The organism is Salmonella sp. HY31 (assembly GCF_042604575.1).
GTDB lineage: Bacteria > Pseudomonadota > Gammaproteobacteria > Enterobacterales > Enterobacteriaceae > Salmonella > Salmonella diarizonae.
This window is the reverse complement of the sequence record NZ_CP170479.1, coordinates 4,654,971-4,672,005: the sequence shown is the minus strand read 5'-3', so window position 1 is coordinate 4,672,005 and position 17,035 is coordinate 4,654,971. Positions and strand designations below refer to the sequence as shown.

Here is a 17,035-nt window from a genome sequence, read left to right as displayed (position 1 = left end):
ACGCCATCGGAAGGAGTAAGCATGTCTAAACAGCAAATAGACTGGGATCTGGCCCTGATCCAGAAATATAACTATTCCGGGCCACGGTATACCTCGTACCCAACCGCGCTGGAGTTCTCTGAAGACTTCAAGGACGCAGCATTCTCGCAGGCTGTGGCGCGCTATCCTGAACGTCCGCTCTCGCTGTACGTGCATATCCCGTTTTGCCACAAGTTGTGTTATTTCTGCGGCTGCAACAAGATTGTCACCCGCCAACAGCATAAAGCTGACCAGTATCTTGACGCGCTTGAGCAGGAAATCCGCCATCGCGCGCCGCTGTTTGCAGGCCGTCAGGTTAGCCAGCTTCACTGGGGCGGCGGTACGCCAACTTACCTGAATAAAGCGCAAATCAGTCGCTTAATGACGCTGTTGCGTGAAAATTTCCACTTTAATTCCGACGCGGAAATCTCGATCGAAGTCGATCCCCGTGAAATTGAACTGGATGTGCTCGATCATTTACGCGCGGAAGGTTTTAACCGCCTGAGTATGGGCGTACAGGATTTTAATAAAGAGGTGCAGCGCCTGGTTAACCGCGAACAGGATGAAGAGTTCATCTTTGCGCTGCTTAATCACGCCCGCGATATCGGCTTTACCTCGACGAATATCGATTTGATCTACGGTCTACCGAAACAGACGCCGGAAAGCTTCGCTTTCACGCTGAAGCGTGTGACGGAACTGAACCCTGACCGTTTGAGCGTCTTTAACTATGCGCATCTGCCAACGCTTTTTGCCGCCCAGCGTAAAATTAAAGATGCCGATTTACCCAGCGCGCAGCAGAAACTGGATATTTTGCAGGAGACGATCGTATCGCTTACTCAGGCCGGTTATCAGTTTATCGGGATGGACCATTTTGCCCGTCCGGACGACGAGCTGGCCGTCGCGCAGCGCGAAGGTGTGCTGCACCGTAATTTTCAGGGGTATACCACCCAGGGCGATACCGATCTGCTGGGAATGGGCGTTTCTGCCATCAGCATGATTGGCGATGGCTACATGCAGAACCAGAAAGAGCTGAAGCGTTATTACCAGCAAGTGGATGAGCGGGGCAATGCGCTATGGCGTGGTATTACGCTGACCCGTGATGATTGCATTCGTCGCGATGTTATCAAGGCGCTGATTTGTAACTTCCGCCTGGATTTTAACGCCGTCGAACAGCAGTGGGGTTTGCATTTCGCTGAGTATTTTGCCGAAGATTTGCAATTACTGTCACCGCTGGCGAAAGACGGGCTGGTGGATATCAGCGAGAAGGGGATTCAGGTGACGGCGAAAGGTCGCCTGCTGATTCGCAATATTTGCATGTGCTTTGATGCTTATCTGCGCCAGAAAGCGCGGATGCAACAGTTCTCGCGCGTCATATAGCCGTGCTGCCTTACGGGGCAAGTAGGCCGGGTAAGGCGTAACCGCTACCCGGCGAACCCGTTAGCTGAACAGTCCCACCAACGCGGCACACAATACGGCGGCTACCGCAGTTTGTGGCGTGTGGCTGTCGACCGCCCCACTCGATACCAGATTAATAATAGATTCTAACATAATGAATCCCCCCGTTTGCCGGGCATGATCATACTGAACTCATTGGAACAGTAAAGTGCAAAATAGCAGCGTTTTGCGCTCAATTATTAATCTTTACATAATTACTCCATTCCCAGTTCTTTCAGCTTCCGCGTTAGGGTGTTTCGCCCCCAACCGAGCAACCTGGCGGCTTCCTGTTTATGGCCCTGCGTATGGCGTAACGCCGTGGTCAGTAACGTTCTTTCCAGTTCTGGCTGCGCTTCAGAAAGCAGATTTTGATGACCGGATCGCAAGGCGCGGTCCGCCCATTGCGCCAGTAATGTGGCCCAACTATCCGGTGGCAGGTGGGACGGGCTATCCGGCGCCGAAGCTTCAAACAGTTCACCCGGTAAATCCTGGATCAATACCTCCTGCCCGGCGGCCATGACGGTGAGCCAGCGGCAGGTATTTTCTAACTGACGCACGTTACCAGGCCATGCCAGGCGCGTTAACGCCATTTCGGTTTCCGGATGTAATAATTTGGCTTCTACGCCTAACTCACGGGCGGCGACCTGCAAAAAATGGCGCGCCAGGCGCGGAATATCCTCACGACGCTCGCGCAACGGCGGGAGATGGATACGAATCACGTTCAGGCGGTGGAACAGGTCTTCGCGGAATTTCCCTTCCTGAACGCGTAGTTCGAGGTTCTGGTGGGTGGCGGCGATAATGCGCACATCCACTTTTACTGGCGCGTACCCGCCCACGCGGTAGAACTGTCCGTCAGCCAGCACGCGTAACAGACGAGTCTGGACATCCAGCGGCATATCGCCAATTTCGTCCAGAAAGAGAGTACCGCCGTCAGCCTGCTCGAAACGGCCCTGCCGGATGGTATTCGCCCCGGTAAAAGCGCCTTTCTCATGACCAAACAGTTCGGATTCGATCAAATCCTTCGGGATGGCCGCCATATTGAGCGCGATAAACGGCGCTTTGGCGCGTGGGCTATGGCGATGTAGCGCATGGGCGACCAGTTCTTTACCGGTCCCTGATTCGCCGTTAATCAGCACGCTAATCGAAGAACGCGACAGCCGACCAATAATGCGAAACACATCCTGCATGGCGGGTGCTTCACCTATCATGTCCGTCGTCGGGCCGTTAACCTCAATATTACGCGGCTGCTGCTGCTCCTGATAGTGGCTAATCGCCCGCTCGACCAGAGCGACGGCTTCATCAATATCAAACGGTTTAGGCAGATAATCAAACGCCCCCTGCTGATAAGCGCTCACGGCGGCATCTAAATCGGAATGCGCGGTCATAATGATGACCGGAAGCATCGGGTGACGCTGTTTAATCTGCTTTAATAGCGCCAGCCCGTCCATTCCCGGCATTCGGATATCCGACAACAAGACGTCCGGCGTTTTACTGGCCAGCGCAGCCAGTACTTCATTACCATTCTCAAAGGTGGTACAGGTCAACCCTGCCCCGGCGAGAGCACGTTCAAGCACCCAACGGATGGAACTATCATCATCGACGACCCAGACTATTCCTCGTTGCATAAACACCTCTATTTCCGAATCGGCAGGTAAACCGAAAACTCGGTATGCCCCGGCCAACTGGTAAATTCAATTTTGCCGGCGTGTTGATCGATAAGATTGCGGGCGATAGATAACCCAAGCCCGGTGCCGCCTTCGCGACCGCTGACCATCGGGTAGAACAGCGTATCCTGTAAATGGGGAGGAATGCCCGGCCCATTGTCTTCAACGTCTATACGCGCCGCCAGGCGATAGCGTTCGCCATGCAGCGTTAACTGGAAGGCGGTACGGGTACGCAGCGTAATTTCGCCGCCTTCCGGCCCCAGCGCCTGCAAGGCGTTGCGGACAATATTCAGCAGTACTTGCTCAATTTGTTCCGGGTCATGCGGCAGTTCTGGCAGACTGGGGTCGTAATCGCGGATAAGCCGGACATTATCCGGCAGTTCCATCGACACCAGCGCCACCACGCGCTCTGCGACTTTATGTATGCTCTCGGTAATGTGCATTCCCGGGTGCTGCGGCCCCAGCAAACGATCGACAAGGTTGCGTAGCCTGTCAGCCTGTTCAATGATGACCCTGGTATATTCCGTTAGCGCCGGGTCGGGCAGCGCCTTGCTGAGCAACTGCGCCGCGCCGCGCAGGCCGCCGAGCGGATTTTTGATTTCGTGCGCCAGACCGCGCACCAGATCGCGGGCGGCGATTTGCTGTGCGTGCTGCAACTGTTCCTGACTCAGACGGCGCTGGTTATCCATCGGCGCCATTTCGAGCAGAATAAAATCGTCGGGTAGACGTTGGGCGGTCAAAGAGAGAATATGCGAGCGACTATCAATCACCAGCGTCACTTCGTTATCGGTAAAGCCTTGTCCTGCCGCTAAACTTTCGCGCATCAGGTCAATGTTTAACGAAAAATAGCTCAACAGTTCAGGTAACGGCGTCCCAAACAGTTTACGTGAGCTTTGCGCGAGCAACTGCTGCGCGGCAGGGTTGGCGTAATGGATTGCCAGCGCGTCGTCGACCACCAGCACGCTGGTGATTAACGAATTGAGGATCTGCCCAGCATCGGGCTGCATGCCGGTTGCCATTCAGCAGTCTCCTGGAAAAGGTTGCACCATTTTAGTGCATTATAGCTTTTTACCACTAAAAAGCGCGTGAGATCAGATTGTTGGTGGAGAAAAAAGCCCATCGTGCGATGGGCTACAGATTGCTGACAAACGTCGTGCCGGATAGCGGTTTCACCTTATTGGGCCTACAAGGTGGTTACCCGGTAGGCCCGAAAGCTTGCACCATCGGACATCTCAATGTTTGCCATCAACCTCAAACCTGTCAGCAACAGGCTAAACGTTTCCACGGCAACTTAAACGCTGTAGTACAGCTCAAACTCTACCGGGTGCGGGGTCATACGCACGCGGTCATCTTCTTCGCGACGCAGCGCAATATACGCATCGATCGCTTCATCAGTGAACACGCCGCCTGCTTTCAGGAACTCGCGGTCCAGATCCAGCGCGTTCAGCGCTTCTTCCAGAGAACCCGCCACCTGTGGGATCTCTTTCGCTTCTTCCGGCGGCAGGTCATACAGGTTTTTGTCCATGGCTTCGCCCGGATGAATCTTATTCTTAATCCCGTCCAGACCGGCCATCAGCAGGGCGGCAAAGCACAGATACGGGTTAGCCGCCGGGTCCGGGAAGCGAACTTCGATACGGCGCGCTTTCGGAGATGCCACCACCGGAATACGGATGGAGGCGGAACGGTTACGGGCGGAGTAGGCCAGCATCACTGGCGCTTCATAACCCGGGACCAGACGCTTATAGGAGTTGGTGGTTGGGTTCGCCAGGGCGTTGATGGCTTTGGCGTGTTTGATGACGCCGCCGATGTAGTACAGCGCTTGTTCAGACAGGCCGGCATATTTGTCGCCAGAGAACAGGTTGGTGCCGTTCTTCGCCAGCGACATGTGGCAGTGCATACCGGAACCGTTATCGCCGAACATTGGTTTTGGCATAAAGGTTGCTGTCTTACCGAAGCGGTGAGCCACGTTATGCACGACATATTTGTAAATCTGAATTTCGTCGGCTTTTTTGGTCATGGTATTAAAGCGGGTTGCCACTTCGTTCTGGCCCGCGGTCGCTACTTCGTGGTGGTGCGCTTCGACGACCAGGCCCATTTGCTCCATGACCAGACACATTTCAGATCGGATATCCTGTGCGGAGTCGACTGGCGGTACCGGGAAGTAACCCCCCTTGACTGCCGGACGGTGGCCTTTGTTGCCACCTTCGTATTGGGTGGAGGAGTTCCAGGCACCTTCGATGTCGTCGATGGCTACGTGAGAACCGGAAATGGACGTACCGAAGCGGATATCGTCAAACAGGAAAAATTCAGGTTCCGGCCCAAACAGAACGGTATCGGCGATACCGGTCGCGCGCAGGTAGTCTTCCGCGCGTTTCGCGATGGAACGCGGGTCACGGTCATAACCTTGTAGAGTGCCAGGTTCCAGGATATCGCAACGGATAATCAGGGTGGAGTCGGCGAAGAACGGGTCGATAACCGCAGTGGACGCATCCGGCATTAGCACCATATCGGATTCGTTAATGCCTTTCCAGCCGCCGATAGAGGAGCCGTCAAACATTTTGCCTTCTTCAAAGAATTCGGCATTTACCTGATGAGCAGGAATCGTGACGTGCTGTTCTTTGCCTTTGGTATCGGTGAAGCGCAGATCGACAAACTTCACTTCGTGTTCGTTCAGCATCGTCAAAACGTGTTCAGCGGACATACTTGTACTCTCCCGGATTGGTCATGGTCGGTCGTCGTGGTAACGAGATCTTCAATTCTGCTGGCCGTGTCGCCGTAAAAATATAAAGCGAAATCTGTGCCAACTTTCACATTGCCCCCAAAAGGCGTTATCATGCGCACCATCGTGCAAAAGGGCTGCACCACGGTGACTATGTTGCACCAAAATAGTGCTTTAATGTGAACATTAAGCACCACATTGGTGCAATAGAACGCAAGCCACCCTTTTAACGCTCCGTGAAAGCGATCACAAAGAGACTCTGCAATACTTGTTTGCGGAGGATGTTTGTGATCCTGTTTTGTAGTGCGATTAATCCGTGTACAATAACGCGCTATTTCTAATGCCTGAGGCAAAGTTGTGATCGAAAATTTGCGTAACATCGCCATCATCGCGCATGTTGACCATGGAAAAACTACCCTGGTTGATAAGCTGCTCCAGCAATCCGGTACGTTCGACGCGCGTGCCGAAACTCAAGAGCGAGTGATGGACTCCAACGATTTGGAGAAAGAGCGTGGTATTACTATCCTCGCTAAAAACACCGCTATTAAATGGAATGATTACCGTATCAACATCGTTGATACTCCCGGGCACGCTGACTTCGGTGGTGAAGTAGAGCGCGTCATGTCCATGGTTGACTCTGTGCTGCTGGTGGTTGACGCATTTGACGGCCCGATGCCGCAAACGCGCTTCGTGACCAAAAAAGCCTTTGCTCATGGCCTGAAACCGATTGTGGTTATCAACAAAGTTGACCGCCCTGGCGCGCGCCCTGACTGGGTTGTCGACCAGGTATTCGACCTGTTTGTTAACCTTGATGCGACCGACGAGCAACTGGACTTCCCGATCATCTACGCGTCAGCGTTGAATGGTATCGCGGGTCTGGACCACGAAGATATGGCGGAAGACATGACCCCGCTGTATCAGGCGATCGTTGATCATGTTCCGGCACCGGACGTTGACCTCGATGGTCCGTTGCAGATGCAGATCTCCCAGCTTGACTACAACAACTACGTTGGCGTTATCGGCATTGGCCGCATCAAACGCGGCAAAGTGAAGCCGAACCAGCAGGTCACTATCATCGATAGTGAAGGGAAAACCCGTAACGCGAAAGTGGGTAAGGTACTGACGCATCTGGGTCTGGAGCGTATCGACAGTGATATCGCCGAAGCGGGCGATATCATTGCGATCACCGGTCTGGGCGAGCTGAACATTTCCGACACCATCTGTGACCCGCAGAACGTTGAAGCGCTGCCGGCGCTGTCCGTTGATGAGCCGACCGTGTCTATGTTCTTCTGCGTTAACACCTCGCCGTTCTGCGGTAAAGAAGGTAAGTTTGTGACTTCTCGTCAGATTCTTGACCGCCTGAACAAAGAGCTGGTGCATAACGTGGCGTTGCGCGTTGAAGAAACCGAAGATGCGGATGCGTTCCGTGTATCCGGTCGTGGCGAACTGCACCTGTCCGTGCTGATTGAAAATATGCGTCGTGAAGGTTTCGAACTGGCGGTTTCCCGTCCGAAAGTTATCTTCCGTGAAATCGACGGTCGTAAACAGGAGCCTTACGAAAACGTGACGCTGGACGTCGAAGAGCAGCATCAGGGTTCTGTCATGCAGGCGCTGGGCGAGCGTAAAGGCGACCTGAAAAACATGAATCCAGACGGTAAAGGTCGCGTACGTCTTGACTACGTGATCCCAAGCCGCGGGCTGATTGGTTTCCGTTCAGAATTCATGACCATGACTTCCGGTACTGGTCTGCTGTACTCCACCTTCAGTCATTACGACGATATTCGTCCGGGTGAAGTGGGTCAGCGTCAGAACGGCGTACTGATCTCCAACGGTCAGGGTAAAGCGGTTGCGTTTGCGCTGTTCGGTTTGCAGGATCGCGGTAAGCTGTTCCTGGGTCACGGCGCGGAAGTTTACGAAGGCCAGATTATCGGTATTCACAGTCGCTCCAACGACCTGACGGTAAACTGCCTGACCGGTAAGAAACTGACCAACATGCGTGCGTCCGGTACGGATGAAGCGGTTATTCTGGTTCCGCCAATTAAAATGAGCCTTGAGCAAGCGCTGGAGTTCATTGATGACGACGAACTGGTAGAAGTAACCCCAACCTCTATCCGTATCCGTAAACGTCACCTGACGGAAAACGATCGCCGCCGTGCGAACCGTGGTCCGAAAGAAGAGTAATACGAGTTTCTCGTAAGTCGCCATCCGGCACCAAAAAAGCCGCTGAAATTCAGCGGCTTTTTAATACATTCGTTTAGAAGAAATATTTGGCCCCAATGCGAATCTGGTTTTGTTCGCGATGATAGGGTTCCACATTGCGATCCAACCAGCGTAACTCTAAGTACGGCAGCCAGTTCTGGCTAATCCGGTATCTGAAAGTATTAGTGATTTCCCAATGATGCTTCGTACCATTACTACTATTAAAATCATTAACGTTATAAAAATAGTGTGGTTCAAAGGTATAAGAAAACTTGTCGGTAATGATAAAATTCCAGTAGTTACCGATTTCATAGCTGTCATTATTATCCAGTTCGCCATTCAAATCGGTTGAGCTATAACTATTGTGATTATATCGGTTACGTACCGTAAGATTAAACCACGGGGTGAATTTATAGTTAACATCCAGATAGACCGCGCCGCCGGAACCAATGCTTTTGTCGTTTATTAATCCCCCAGGCTGAATGGTTAATTTATCTGTAGGTTTAAATAACGGATACCAGCCCTCAATCTCATTATAACCGTGTTTTAATTCATCATCACGCTGTAGGGTATAGGTATTGGTCAACATAATCCCAGCCCCCATATCGGAGTTATAGCCGACGCGCAGCATAAACTCCATTTGGTCAGACGCCAGGTTATAAGCCTCACGGTTTTCTACATAAGCGCCAGCAAAAACAGAGGTAGATACTACAGAGGTTAATATCACTAGTGTATTCAGATATTTCATAATAAATCCATTTCTCCAATGTAGGGAAGCCGCCATCCATCGGGATGGATAAAGCGGCAAGCGTCGTTTAATTATTTACAGTAGAAATACTTTTTTTATTATTAGTCGCGACAATTTGATTACCTGTTTTCTTTCGTTGGGCAATTTCCTCGATAATAAAAGCGAAACGTTGTTCATTGAGCTTATAAAAAAAGCCCATCGTTAGTGCTGCGATAATGGCAAGACCGCAAGTCCATAAAAAAATGAGCTGACGCAAACCAAGCAACGTGGTGTCACCTTGAGCTATGTTGGGGATATAACCGATTTGCGTCAGCATAATACCTGGCAAAAAGCCAGCAAGCGCAGCGGAAATTTTGCGGAAAAAGGTATAACCCGTATAAACCGAGCCTTCAGCGCGAATACCCGTTTTCCATTCGCCGTAGTCAACCGTATCCGGAACCAGCGCCCAGTTCAGGCTGTTGACGAAAGCAGTACCGAAAAACGCGACACAAGAGAAAATAACAAACAGGAATGACGTACCACCCCAGATAAAATTCAGGATATCGCCAACGGCCCACAGTATCAGACCACCAAGATAAACCTGTTTTTTCCCGAAGCGTTTTACCGCAGCAGGGACTAATAAGACGCCAATCAGGATACAGCCCATGCTGAAAAACCCCATCCATGACAACAAATGAATATCGTTCAGCACGTACTGAGTGTAATAAACCTGAATAGCCAGTTTGATATTAAAGGCGGCCAGCGTGCACAAATTGGCGATGCAGAGCACCAGCAGCGGCGGATTACGAAAAATCGCGCAGAAGGATTTCAATATGCTGGGTTTATGCGTGTCAGGCACGGTTTCGATATACCGTTCTTTCACCCCGCTAAAGCACCACCACATGCTGAACAGCCCGCAGACCGAAAAGATGACTGCTGCAACCAGATAACCCAGCGAAGGGGAACGGGTAAACAGCGCCTGAATGGGCATAAAACCTACGGTACAAAGAAGAAGGCCAATGGTAGCGCCGCCTTGTCGCCATGCGGCGAGCTGGGCGCGCTCATGCGGATTTTTGGTAATAGCGGGGACCATCGCGCCGTATGAGCAGTTCATCAGGCTGTAGAACAGACCGAACAACATAAACAGCAACGTCGCGAATGCTGTTTTAACGGGTAAAGTAAAGTGAGTGGCAAAGAATTGCGCAGTAGCAACCAGAGCCACCGGAAATGACGCATACAGAATAAAAGGGCGAAACTTTCCCTTTGCGCCAATATTACGGCGTGAATCCAGCAATACGCCGGTGAGCATATCGGTAAAAGCGGTGAAGAATTTCGCTACCAGAAAGATAATTCCGCCGTAATATGCAGGCATCCCGAGTGCATCGGTATAAAACTTCAGTAGATACAGTGTACCGATACACAGCATCAGATTCGAACCGAAATCGCCCACGCCATAGGCGCATTTTTCCCGCAGGCTCAACTTTAGCGTTAGTGGATCATGATTAGACATAATCGCCTCTCAAAACGCCCCGCAAGGCGTTATATTTTATTGTTGTTAGACCGTATGTTTCCGGGCCTCAATCTCTTCCACAATTCGCACGTACATCTTCTCGTTGAGGTTGTAGAAACAGCCCATCGCAATAATGGTGATGACCGCCAGCACGCACGGATAAATAAAGATCAACTGGCGTAGGCCTTCGACGGTCCCCGCCGATTGCACCACATTCGGGATATAACCGATTTGCGTCAGCATCCAGCCGGGGAAGAACCCTGCCAGCGCCTGGGAGACCTTACGGAAGAAGGTAAAGCCGGTGTAAACCGTTCCTTCCGAGCGGACGCCGGTACGCCATTCACCGTATTCCACTGTGTCGGAAACCAGCGCCCAGTTCAGGCTGTTGACGAAGGCGGAGCCGAAGAACGCCAGGCAGGAGAAGGCGACAAAACTGACCGAGCCGCCGCCAAAGAAGTAGTTGAGCAGATCGCCCGCCACCCATATTAACAACCCACCGATATAGGCTTTCTTCTTGCCAAAACGCCTTACTACGCCGGGCATCAAAAAGACGCCGATAAAAATACAGCCCATGCTAAAGAAGCCCATCCAGGAGAGAAGGAGCGGGTCGTTAAGAACGTACTGGGTGTAATAAACCTGAATCGCCAGTTTGACGTTGAAGGCGCCGAGAGTACAAAGGTTGGCGATACACAGAATAAACAGCGGACGGTTACCGGCGATAGCGCGGAACGACTGTAATAATCCGGGCTTTTGCGCGTTATCGACAGGTTTTACTTCGACGTAGCGCTCTTTAACGCCGGTGTAGCACAGCCACATAAATAGCAGGCCAAACAATGAAAATAGCGTGGCGGCGAAAATATAGCTGAGCTGGGCATTGCCTTCGATCAGGTTCATGACCGGCACAAAGCCAACGGTACACAGCAGCAGGCCGAGAGTGGCGCCGCCCTGACGCCAGGCGGCAAGCGAGGCGCGTTCATCCGGGTTCTTGGTAATCGCGGGCACCATCGCGCCATACGAGCAGTTCATCATGCTGAAAACCAGCCCGTAGAACATAAACAGTATCGTTGCGACGACGGTTTTTCCCGTCACCTCAAACGGTGTGCCGACAAAGTTAGCAATCGCCAGTAGCGTTACCGGAAATGCCGCGTAAAGCACGAACGGGCGGAATTTGCCCTTCGGACCAATTTTACGCCGTGAGTCGAGCATAATGCCGGTACCCATATCGGTAAATGCGGTAAAAAATTTGGCGATCAGGAAAATGATCCCACCGTAAGTCCCGGGTAAACCCAGCACATCGGTATAAAATTTGAGTAAATAAAGGGTCCCGATATCTAACAGGATATTGGAACCTAAATCTCCCAGGCCATAGGCAAGTTTTTCTTTAAACGGCAAGCGTAGGGTTGCCGGATTCGATGATGTTTGACTCATTATTCTTCTCCATCTGCCCGCAGGTTTCCCTGCGGGCGAGCCGTATTAGATATTCCGTAAAGAAGCAAAAAGTGAAGCCCACTCGCTCTTCGCGCGATAGAAGACCGGCGGCTTGCCAATGGGCGCATCCACGGTAATTTCACCGCCGTGGTGAGCTTCGCCGGTCCAGATATTCACCCAGTGATCTTCCGGCAGGTACAGCGTCCAGTCGCAACGCCCCTGCTCGTGAACCGGCGCGACCAGCAGATCCTGACCGAGCAGATATTGATATTTCAGGGTGTAGGTTGTGGTATCGTTCTCGTAGTGCAGGAATAGCGGACGCATGACCGGCAGACCGGTAGCCGCGTTCTGCGCCACCGCCAGCTTGAGATACGGTTTCAGCGTGGTAAAGATGGTAGTCATGCGGGCAAAGTGGGCAATGGTTTCCGCGTCGCCGTCGAACTGCCAGTTATCGCCGGGGCGGTTGCCTTCGTGGGTGCGCATCATCGGCGTGAAGGCGCTGAAATCGCACCAGCGCAGTAGCAACTCTTTGCTGCGTTTCATGTCGAATAACGTGGTGTAGCCGCCGATATCACTGTGATGCAGGCCGTGGCCGGTCATCGCCAGCGACAGCGCCGCCGGGACCACGGAGGCCAGGCCGTCGTCGAGGCTCCAGTCAACGTTCTGGTCGCCTGCCCACATCATGGTGGAATACTTCTGGCTACCGGTGTAACCCGCACGCATAAATAACAGGATCTCGCCGAGTTTGCCGGTCTCCTGTAGCGCTTCGTAGTTACATTTCGCCCACAGCGCAGGCCAGGCGTTATGCATGATCTCGGCGCTGACGCCGTTGTGCAGATACGTATCGGTCGGCAGATATTCGCCGAAATCCGCCATCCAGCCGTTGCAGCCGAGCGCGATCATGTTCTTTTTGATGACGTCTTTGAACCAGTCGTAGGCTTCAGGATTGGTCAGATCGACCACGCCGCCATAGAATTCGCCAAATTCGACCAGATAGTCGCCGCCCGCGGCGTCTTTCGCCAGATAACCGTGTTTAGCGGCTTCGGCGCAGAGGTCCTTATCGCTGGCGACGTACGGGTTGATATAAGAGAGGAACTGTACGCCTTCTTCTTTCCACTGTTTGATACGGCTATCCAGTTGCGGATAGCTGTCACTATTCCACTTCCAGTTCCACATCACGCGTTTGCCGAAAGAGGTCATGCGAATGCCGGACCAGTCCTGAGCCCAAATACCATTCACTTTTACGCCCGCGTTGCGCATGGTATCCAGTTTTTGCTGACAAACTTCCGTGCCGCCCTGGATGCCGAGCGTGACGCCGTCGTAAACCCAGTCAGGCAGCTCCGGCTGGCGACCTAACAGCGCCGTCAGTTTTTCCAGCAGATCGATGTAGGTGTCGGCGCACTCAAAACGCAGCGTAGTTTTACCTTCCCACAGCGCCAGTTCGTGATACTCCGGCGCGCTGAAGTCGAAATTCATATAACAGCTATTATCGACGTGGCAGTAATATTTTTGCGTGCTGACAAAGGTCGGTTGCGGGAAGAAGGTCCAGTAATAGTCGCCGCCGGCGTTCTCTTTACAGTCGGCCTGCCAGGTGACATAGCTGGTTTTGTTACGGCCAACGCCCTGTTCGCTGGTCCACAGCGGGAACGGCTTGCCGCGCAAATCGAAATAAGAGAACTGTTCGCCGCAGCCATAGATATGGTCGTCTGGATTAGCTGCGAGACGTAACCAGATACGGTTGTGGTGCAGGTCGTCGTTTTGCAGATCCAGCTTCAGGCGTCCTGCCTCATCGGCGGAGATGCGAAGAGTGGCGCTAATTGTTGCGCCACGGCTGAATTGTACCAGCCAGCCGTCGGGTAGCTCGCTGACCGTGGCCTCTGTTAATGCAATCTTCTCGTTAAGTTTGTCTTTGATGCTGAAGTTGCCGCGAAACATGTCAATGTCGGCAACGCCCGCGCCAATCCACAGACAGGGGTTTTCGGTCGTATGGCGGAGGAGTAAATGCTGGTGATAGTAGAGCGTAAAGCCATTAATGGATTTATTTATTTGTATATTTAATAGATTCTGGTGTAATGTACTCATAATATTTTAGTCTCCATGAAATAGTGGAATTCGAGTACTATGATGGTGTCGTAACGAGCGCTGATTTTCGTCAGCGCACAAAAGTAAACGCTTTTTATTTGCCTTCGTCCGCCTTACGAATTTCAGCTATTTTTTTACCAAATAACAGTTGTAATACAGCCAAAAGAGCAAACGGCGGCAGGATTGCGGTAAGGGTAGAAATACCCATTGCGCCTTTAATAAGCATTGCACCTGAGGCAATCAATAGTAAAAATACAAGAACGCGGAATACCTTAACTGATATACGCTTATGAACATATTGCCCAACCAGCGATCCCAGAACCATTGTCGGAATACAGAAAATGACCAGCTTAAAGGTGGATATCGTTAATATTCCACTAGATGCCAGGCCGCCAACTACCGCAATGTTATTTGCCGTAAAAAAGGCGTTCAGCGTACCGCGAAAAGCTGCCGGGCCTAAATTGCGTAACATGCCATACATGACCACCGGTGGTCCGTTGGTGGAAAAAGCTGCCCCCAGTGCTCCGGCGACAGCGCCTAAAGGCGCGGCGATCCAACGGCGGTCGTAGACGGGTAGACGAGGAATAAACATACTGTAAAACGAGTAGAGGATTAAGAATCCGCCCAGACCTATTTTCATCATATGATCAGGTAAATAGGAGAGGGCATATAACCCTAGCGGAATACCTAAAAATGAAAAGAAGATAAGCACGGCGGCAGACCGCCAGTCGGTTTCCTTACGTGACAACCAGGTTGCATAAATGGCCGTTGCCGTACCGACAATAACGGATAATGGGGTTGCCATTTTTACCGGTAACATCAGAGTAATGAGCGGCATGGTTGTTAGCCCGCCACCAAAACCAGCACATATCCCCACAAAGGTATAAAGAAACATTAAAGCAATAACGATATACACAACGCCTGCATCTAACATCACACCGTCTGGTGTGAATAAATTAAAAAAATCCATAGTTGTTCCTTCTTGGGTAATCGAACCTTCGAAATCTGGTCCTGATTATTGATAGGAATTAAATATGTTCATTAAGTTCGGGTTGTTTTTTTTGCTATATTTATTCCCCTCGAATATTAAAAAACAGATGATGCTGTTGTTCCGGGGAGAGCTGAATTAAATCTATTCCTGAGTTAAACGCATTTGGCGGACAGCTCATGGGTTCAACGGCTAAACCTCTACGATATAATTTTTCGCCGCTATAAATCTGTAGCCACGGTTGATTGGAGCGTGAACTTACTGACAGGGCTTGTTGCGGGTCAGTAATGTGCATTTCCCATTCGGTCCTGTCAGTTTTGAATGTATGGTCAATCTGCTTACCGCCGAGGAATCTCTGGTTTAAATAATTCAAATCCAGTTCGTCAACAGCATGTAAATGGGTTGGATTAGAATGCTCATCAATAGCAAAAACTTGTTTAGCGGGAAGCTGCAGCATATAGCCATCAACAGGCGCTAAGTTACAGGTCAAATAAGGATGGATGCCGACGCCATACGGCGCGGATTTGTCCCCGATGTTTTTACTGATGATTTCTACGGAGAGTCCGCTTTCGTTGTTCAGCGAGTAAATCACCTGCGATATTAACGAAAACGGATAGCCATAACTCGGCGGTAGAAACGCCGTCAGCGTGACTTTTGTCGTCGTCAATTCGCTAACCTGCCAGTTACGCCACGCCAGGAAACCGTGAATAGAAGCGTGTTCATTGATTGGCAACTGATATTCATGCCCGCCATACTGATAACAGCCGTTCGCGATACGGTTAGGCCAGGGAATAAGTACTTTTCCCAGGTGAGCCATCGGCATTTCCGCTGGGTCATGCGGAATGACTAAATGACGATCCTGATACGTTAACCCAGCCAGGCCCGCGCCGACGGTAACGATTTGTGCACGGTAATCACCCGCTGTGAGTAAAATCGTTTTTCCACCACTATGCATAGAGCTACCCCTATAAAACAACGGCATATCTAACAATAGCTTGTTGATATGCCGTATTTTTATGTCACTTTATTTGGCGTTGATATCCAGCAAGCCCGCCGCGACTGCTGGAGCCAGGCCCGGCGCGAGTGGCAGACGAGGAATGACCAGACAGTGCAGCAAGTGATAAATATCTTGCTTGCCGTCCCACACTTTGGTGGTCACTTTGTTATCGGCGTCCAGCTCTTGCCACCAGGAACCATTTTCATAGTCCATCAGGTAATTAATGCAGTAGTCCCACCATTTCTGATACCAGGTTTCGTACTGACGGTCGCCCGTCACCGTGTAGAGCGCATATGCCGTGCCCATTGCTTCCACAATTGGCCAGCGTACACGCTCCCGTACGATCGGCTTACCGTCCCAGCCAACGGTGTAAACGATGCCGTCAGCGCCGTCCGGCGCCCAGGCGTCACGGATAGTGGCATGGAACAAACCTTTAGCGTCCTCCAGTAACCAGGCTGGGGGTTGTTCGCATTTGGCTTCCAGCGCAGCATGGATATGAAGCAATAAGCGGCCCCACTCAATCCAGTGACCTGGCGTACCGCCATAAGCGCGGAAGCGATGTGCCGGATTTTCTTTGTTGTAATCGCGGATTGGGTTCCACTGCGAATCGAAGTGTTCATTAACACGATAATCACCTTTTCTGGCGACATCGTGAATGATGACGGAGGCGACTCTGATCGTGCGGTCGAGCCATTTACGGTCATGGGTGACGTCATAAACAATCAGGAACGCTTCGACGGCGTGCATATTGGCGTTGCCGCCACGGTAGTCTTCGGTTTTGCTGAAGGCTTCATCCCAGGACTCCAGGCACATCTGCTCTTCTTCGCTCCAGAAGTATTTCTCAATAACTTCAATGGTGTAATCCAGCAATTTTCTGGCTTCAGGATGGCCGGTAGTGACGGCGCTGGCCGCGCCCAGCAGGGCGAAGAAGTGTTGATAACCCTGTTTAGAGGCATCCACCACTCCCTGATCGTTAACGCAGGCATACCAGCCGCCGTATTTTTTATCGCGCAGCGCCCCGTTCATGGCTTTGATACCGTGATCGACCAGATCATAAGCGCCCGGTCGGCCCATGGACGCCGCCACGGAATAAACGTGCAGCATACGTGCCGTGATCCAAAGATGGGTGCCCATCTCTTCTTTGATTTGTCCTTTATTTCCCAGCCAGCCGAAGCCTGTCGGCACCGCGGCATTTTTACCGAAATTAAAGATGCGGTCGGTTTCCTGCTCCAGCCAGCGGTTGTGGCTCAACGTGTTAAACCATTTCAT

The 17,035-nt window shown here is 51.7% G+C and carries 13 protein-coding genes; 2 read left to right on the top strand and 11 right to left on the bottom strand.

Going from position 1 to position 17,035, the window contains the following annotated elements; genetic code table 11:
* Window positions 1–21: 21 nt before the first annotated feature.
* Entirely contained in the window at window positions 22–1,395 is a 1,374-nt protein-coding gene (hemN, locus tag ACE15A_RS22355; protein ID WP_053509935.1) for an oxygen-independent coproporphyrinogen III oxidase, read from the top strand.
* A gap of 60 nt (window positions 1,396–1,455) precedes the next feature.
* On the opposite strand, the gene ACE15A_RS22350 is transcribed toward hemN, so the two are convergent.
* The 4 genes from ACE15A_RS22350 to glnA form a co-directional block, all read right to left on the bottom strand.
* Window positions 1,456–1,566: a YshB family small membrane protein gene (locus ACE15A_RS22350; RefSeq protein ID WP_088734609.1), complete on the bottom strand. Its 111-nt coding sequence runs from the start codon at window positions 1,564–1,566 to the stop codon at window positions 1,456–1,458.
* A 101-nt stretch (window positions 1,567–1,667) separates the two neighbouring features.
* On the bottom strand, window positions 1,668–3,077 hold the full coding sequence (glnG, locus tag ACE15A_RS22345; protein WP_053509936.1) for a nitrogen regulation protein NR(I): 1,410 nt from the start codon (window positions 3,075–3,077) through the stop codon (window positions 1,668–1,670).
* A gap of 8 nt (window positions 3,078–3,085) precedes the next feature.
* The gene (gene glnL, locus ACE15A_RS22340; protein ID WP_053509938.1) at window positions 3,086–4,135 is read right to left on the bottom strand and encodes a nitrogen regulation protein NR(II); all 1,050 of its coding nucleotides are present in this window, start codon (window positions 4,133–4,135) and stop codon (window positions 3,086–3,088) included.
* Window positions 4,136–4,407: 272 nt separating this feature from the next.
* Window positions 4,408–5,817 carry a glutamate--ammonia ligase gene (glnA, locus tag ACE15A_RS22335; RefSeq protein WP_053509940.1) on the bottom strand — a complete coding sequence of 470 codons (1,410 nt, stop codon included), beginning with the start codon at window positions 5,815–5,817 and terminating at the stop codon, window positions 4,408–4,410.
* 375 nt (window positions 5,818–6,192) lie between these two features.
* On the opposite strand from glnA, the gene typA reads away from it, so the two are divergent.
* A complete protein-coding gene (typA, locus tag ACE15A_RS22330; protein ID WP_000572063.1) occupies window positions 6,193–8,016 on the top strand; it encodes a ribosome-dependent GTPase TypA in 1,824 nt (607 codons plus the stop codon).
* A gap of 73 nt (window positions 8,017–8,089) precedes the next feature.
* Here typA and ompL read toward each other — a convergent pair whose 3' ends face one another.
* The 7 genes from ompL to yihS form a co-directional block, all read right to left on the bottom strand.
* Window positions 8,090–8,782, bottom strand: a complete 693-nt coding sequence (ompL, locus tag ACE15A_RS22325; protein WP_063389958.1) for a porin OmpL — start codon at window positions 8,780–8,782, stop codon at window positions 8,090–8,092.
* A gap of 67 nt (window positions 8,783–8,849) precedes the next feature.
* Window positions 8,850–10,271 carry an MFS transporter gene (locus ACE15A_RS22320; protein ID WP_053509944.1) on the bottom strand — a complete coding sequence of 474 codons (1,422 nt, stop codon included), beginning with the start codon at window positions 10,269–10,271 and terminating at the stop codon, window positions 8,850–8,852.
* Between the two features lie 45 nt (window positions 10,272–10,316).
* Window positions 10,317–11,699 (bottom strand): MFS transporter, encoded by a 1,383-nt coding sequence (locus tag ACE15A_RS22315; protein WP_053509946.1) that lies wholly within the window; start codon window positions 11,697–11,699, stop codon window positions 10,317–10,319.
* 45 nt (window positions 11,700–11,744) lie between these two features.
* Window positions 11,745–13,781: an alpha-glucosidase gene (locus ACE15A_RS22310; protein WP_053509948.1), complete on the bottom strand. Its 2,037-nt coding sequence runs from the start codon at window positions 13,779–13,781 to the stop codon at window positions 11,745–11,747.
* A gap of 94 nt (window positions 13,782–13,875) precedes the next feature.
* Window positions 13,876–14,751: a sulfite exporter TauE/SafE family protein gene (locus ACE15A_RS22305; protein ID WP_023249102.1), complete on the bottom strand. Its 876-nt coding sequence runs from the start codon at window positions 14,749–14,751 to the stop codon at window positions 13,876–13,878.
* Between the two features lie 100 nt (window positions 14,752–14,851).
* Window positions 14,852–15,724: an aldose-1-epimerase gene (locus tag ACE15A_RS22300; RefSeq protein ID WP_053509950.1), complete on the bottom strand. Its 873-nt coding sequence runs from the start codon at window positions 15,722–15,724 to the stop codon at window positions 14,852–14,854.
* 69 nt (window positions 15,725–15,793) lie between these two features.
* Window positions 15,794–17,035 (bottom strand): sulfoquinovose isomerase, encoded by a 1,242-nt coding sequence (gene yihS / locus ACE15A_RS22295; RefSeq protein WP_053509952.1) that lies wholly within the window; start codon window positions 17,033–17,035, stop codon window positions 15,794–15,796.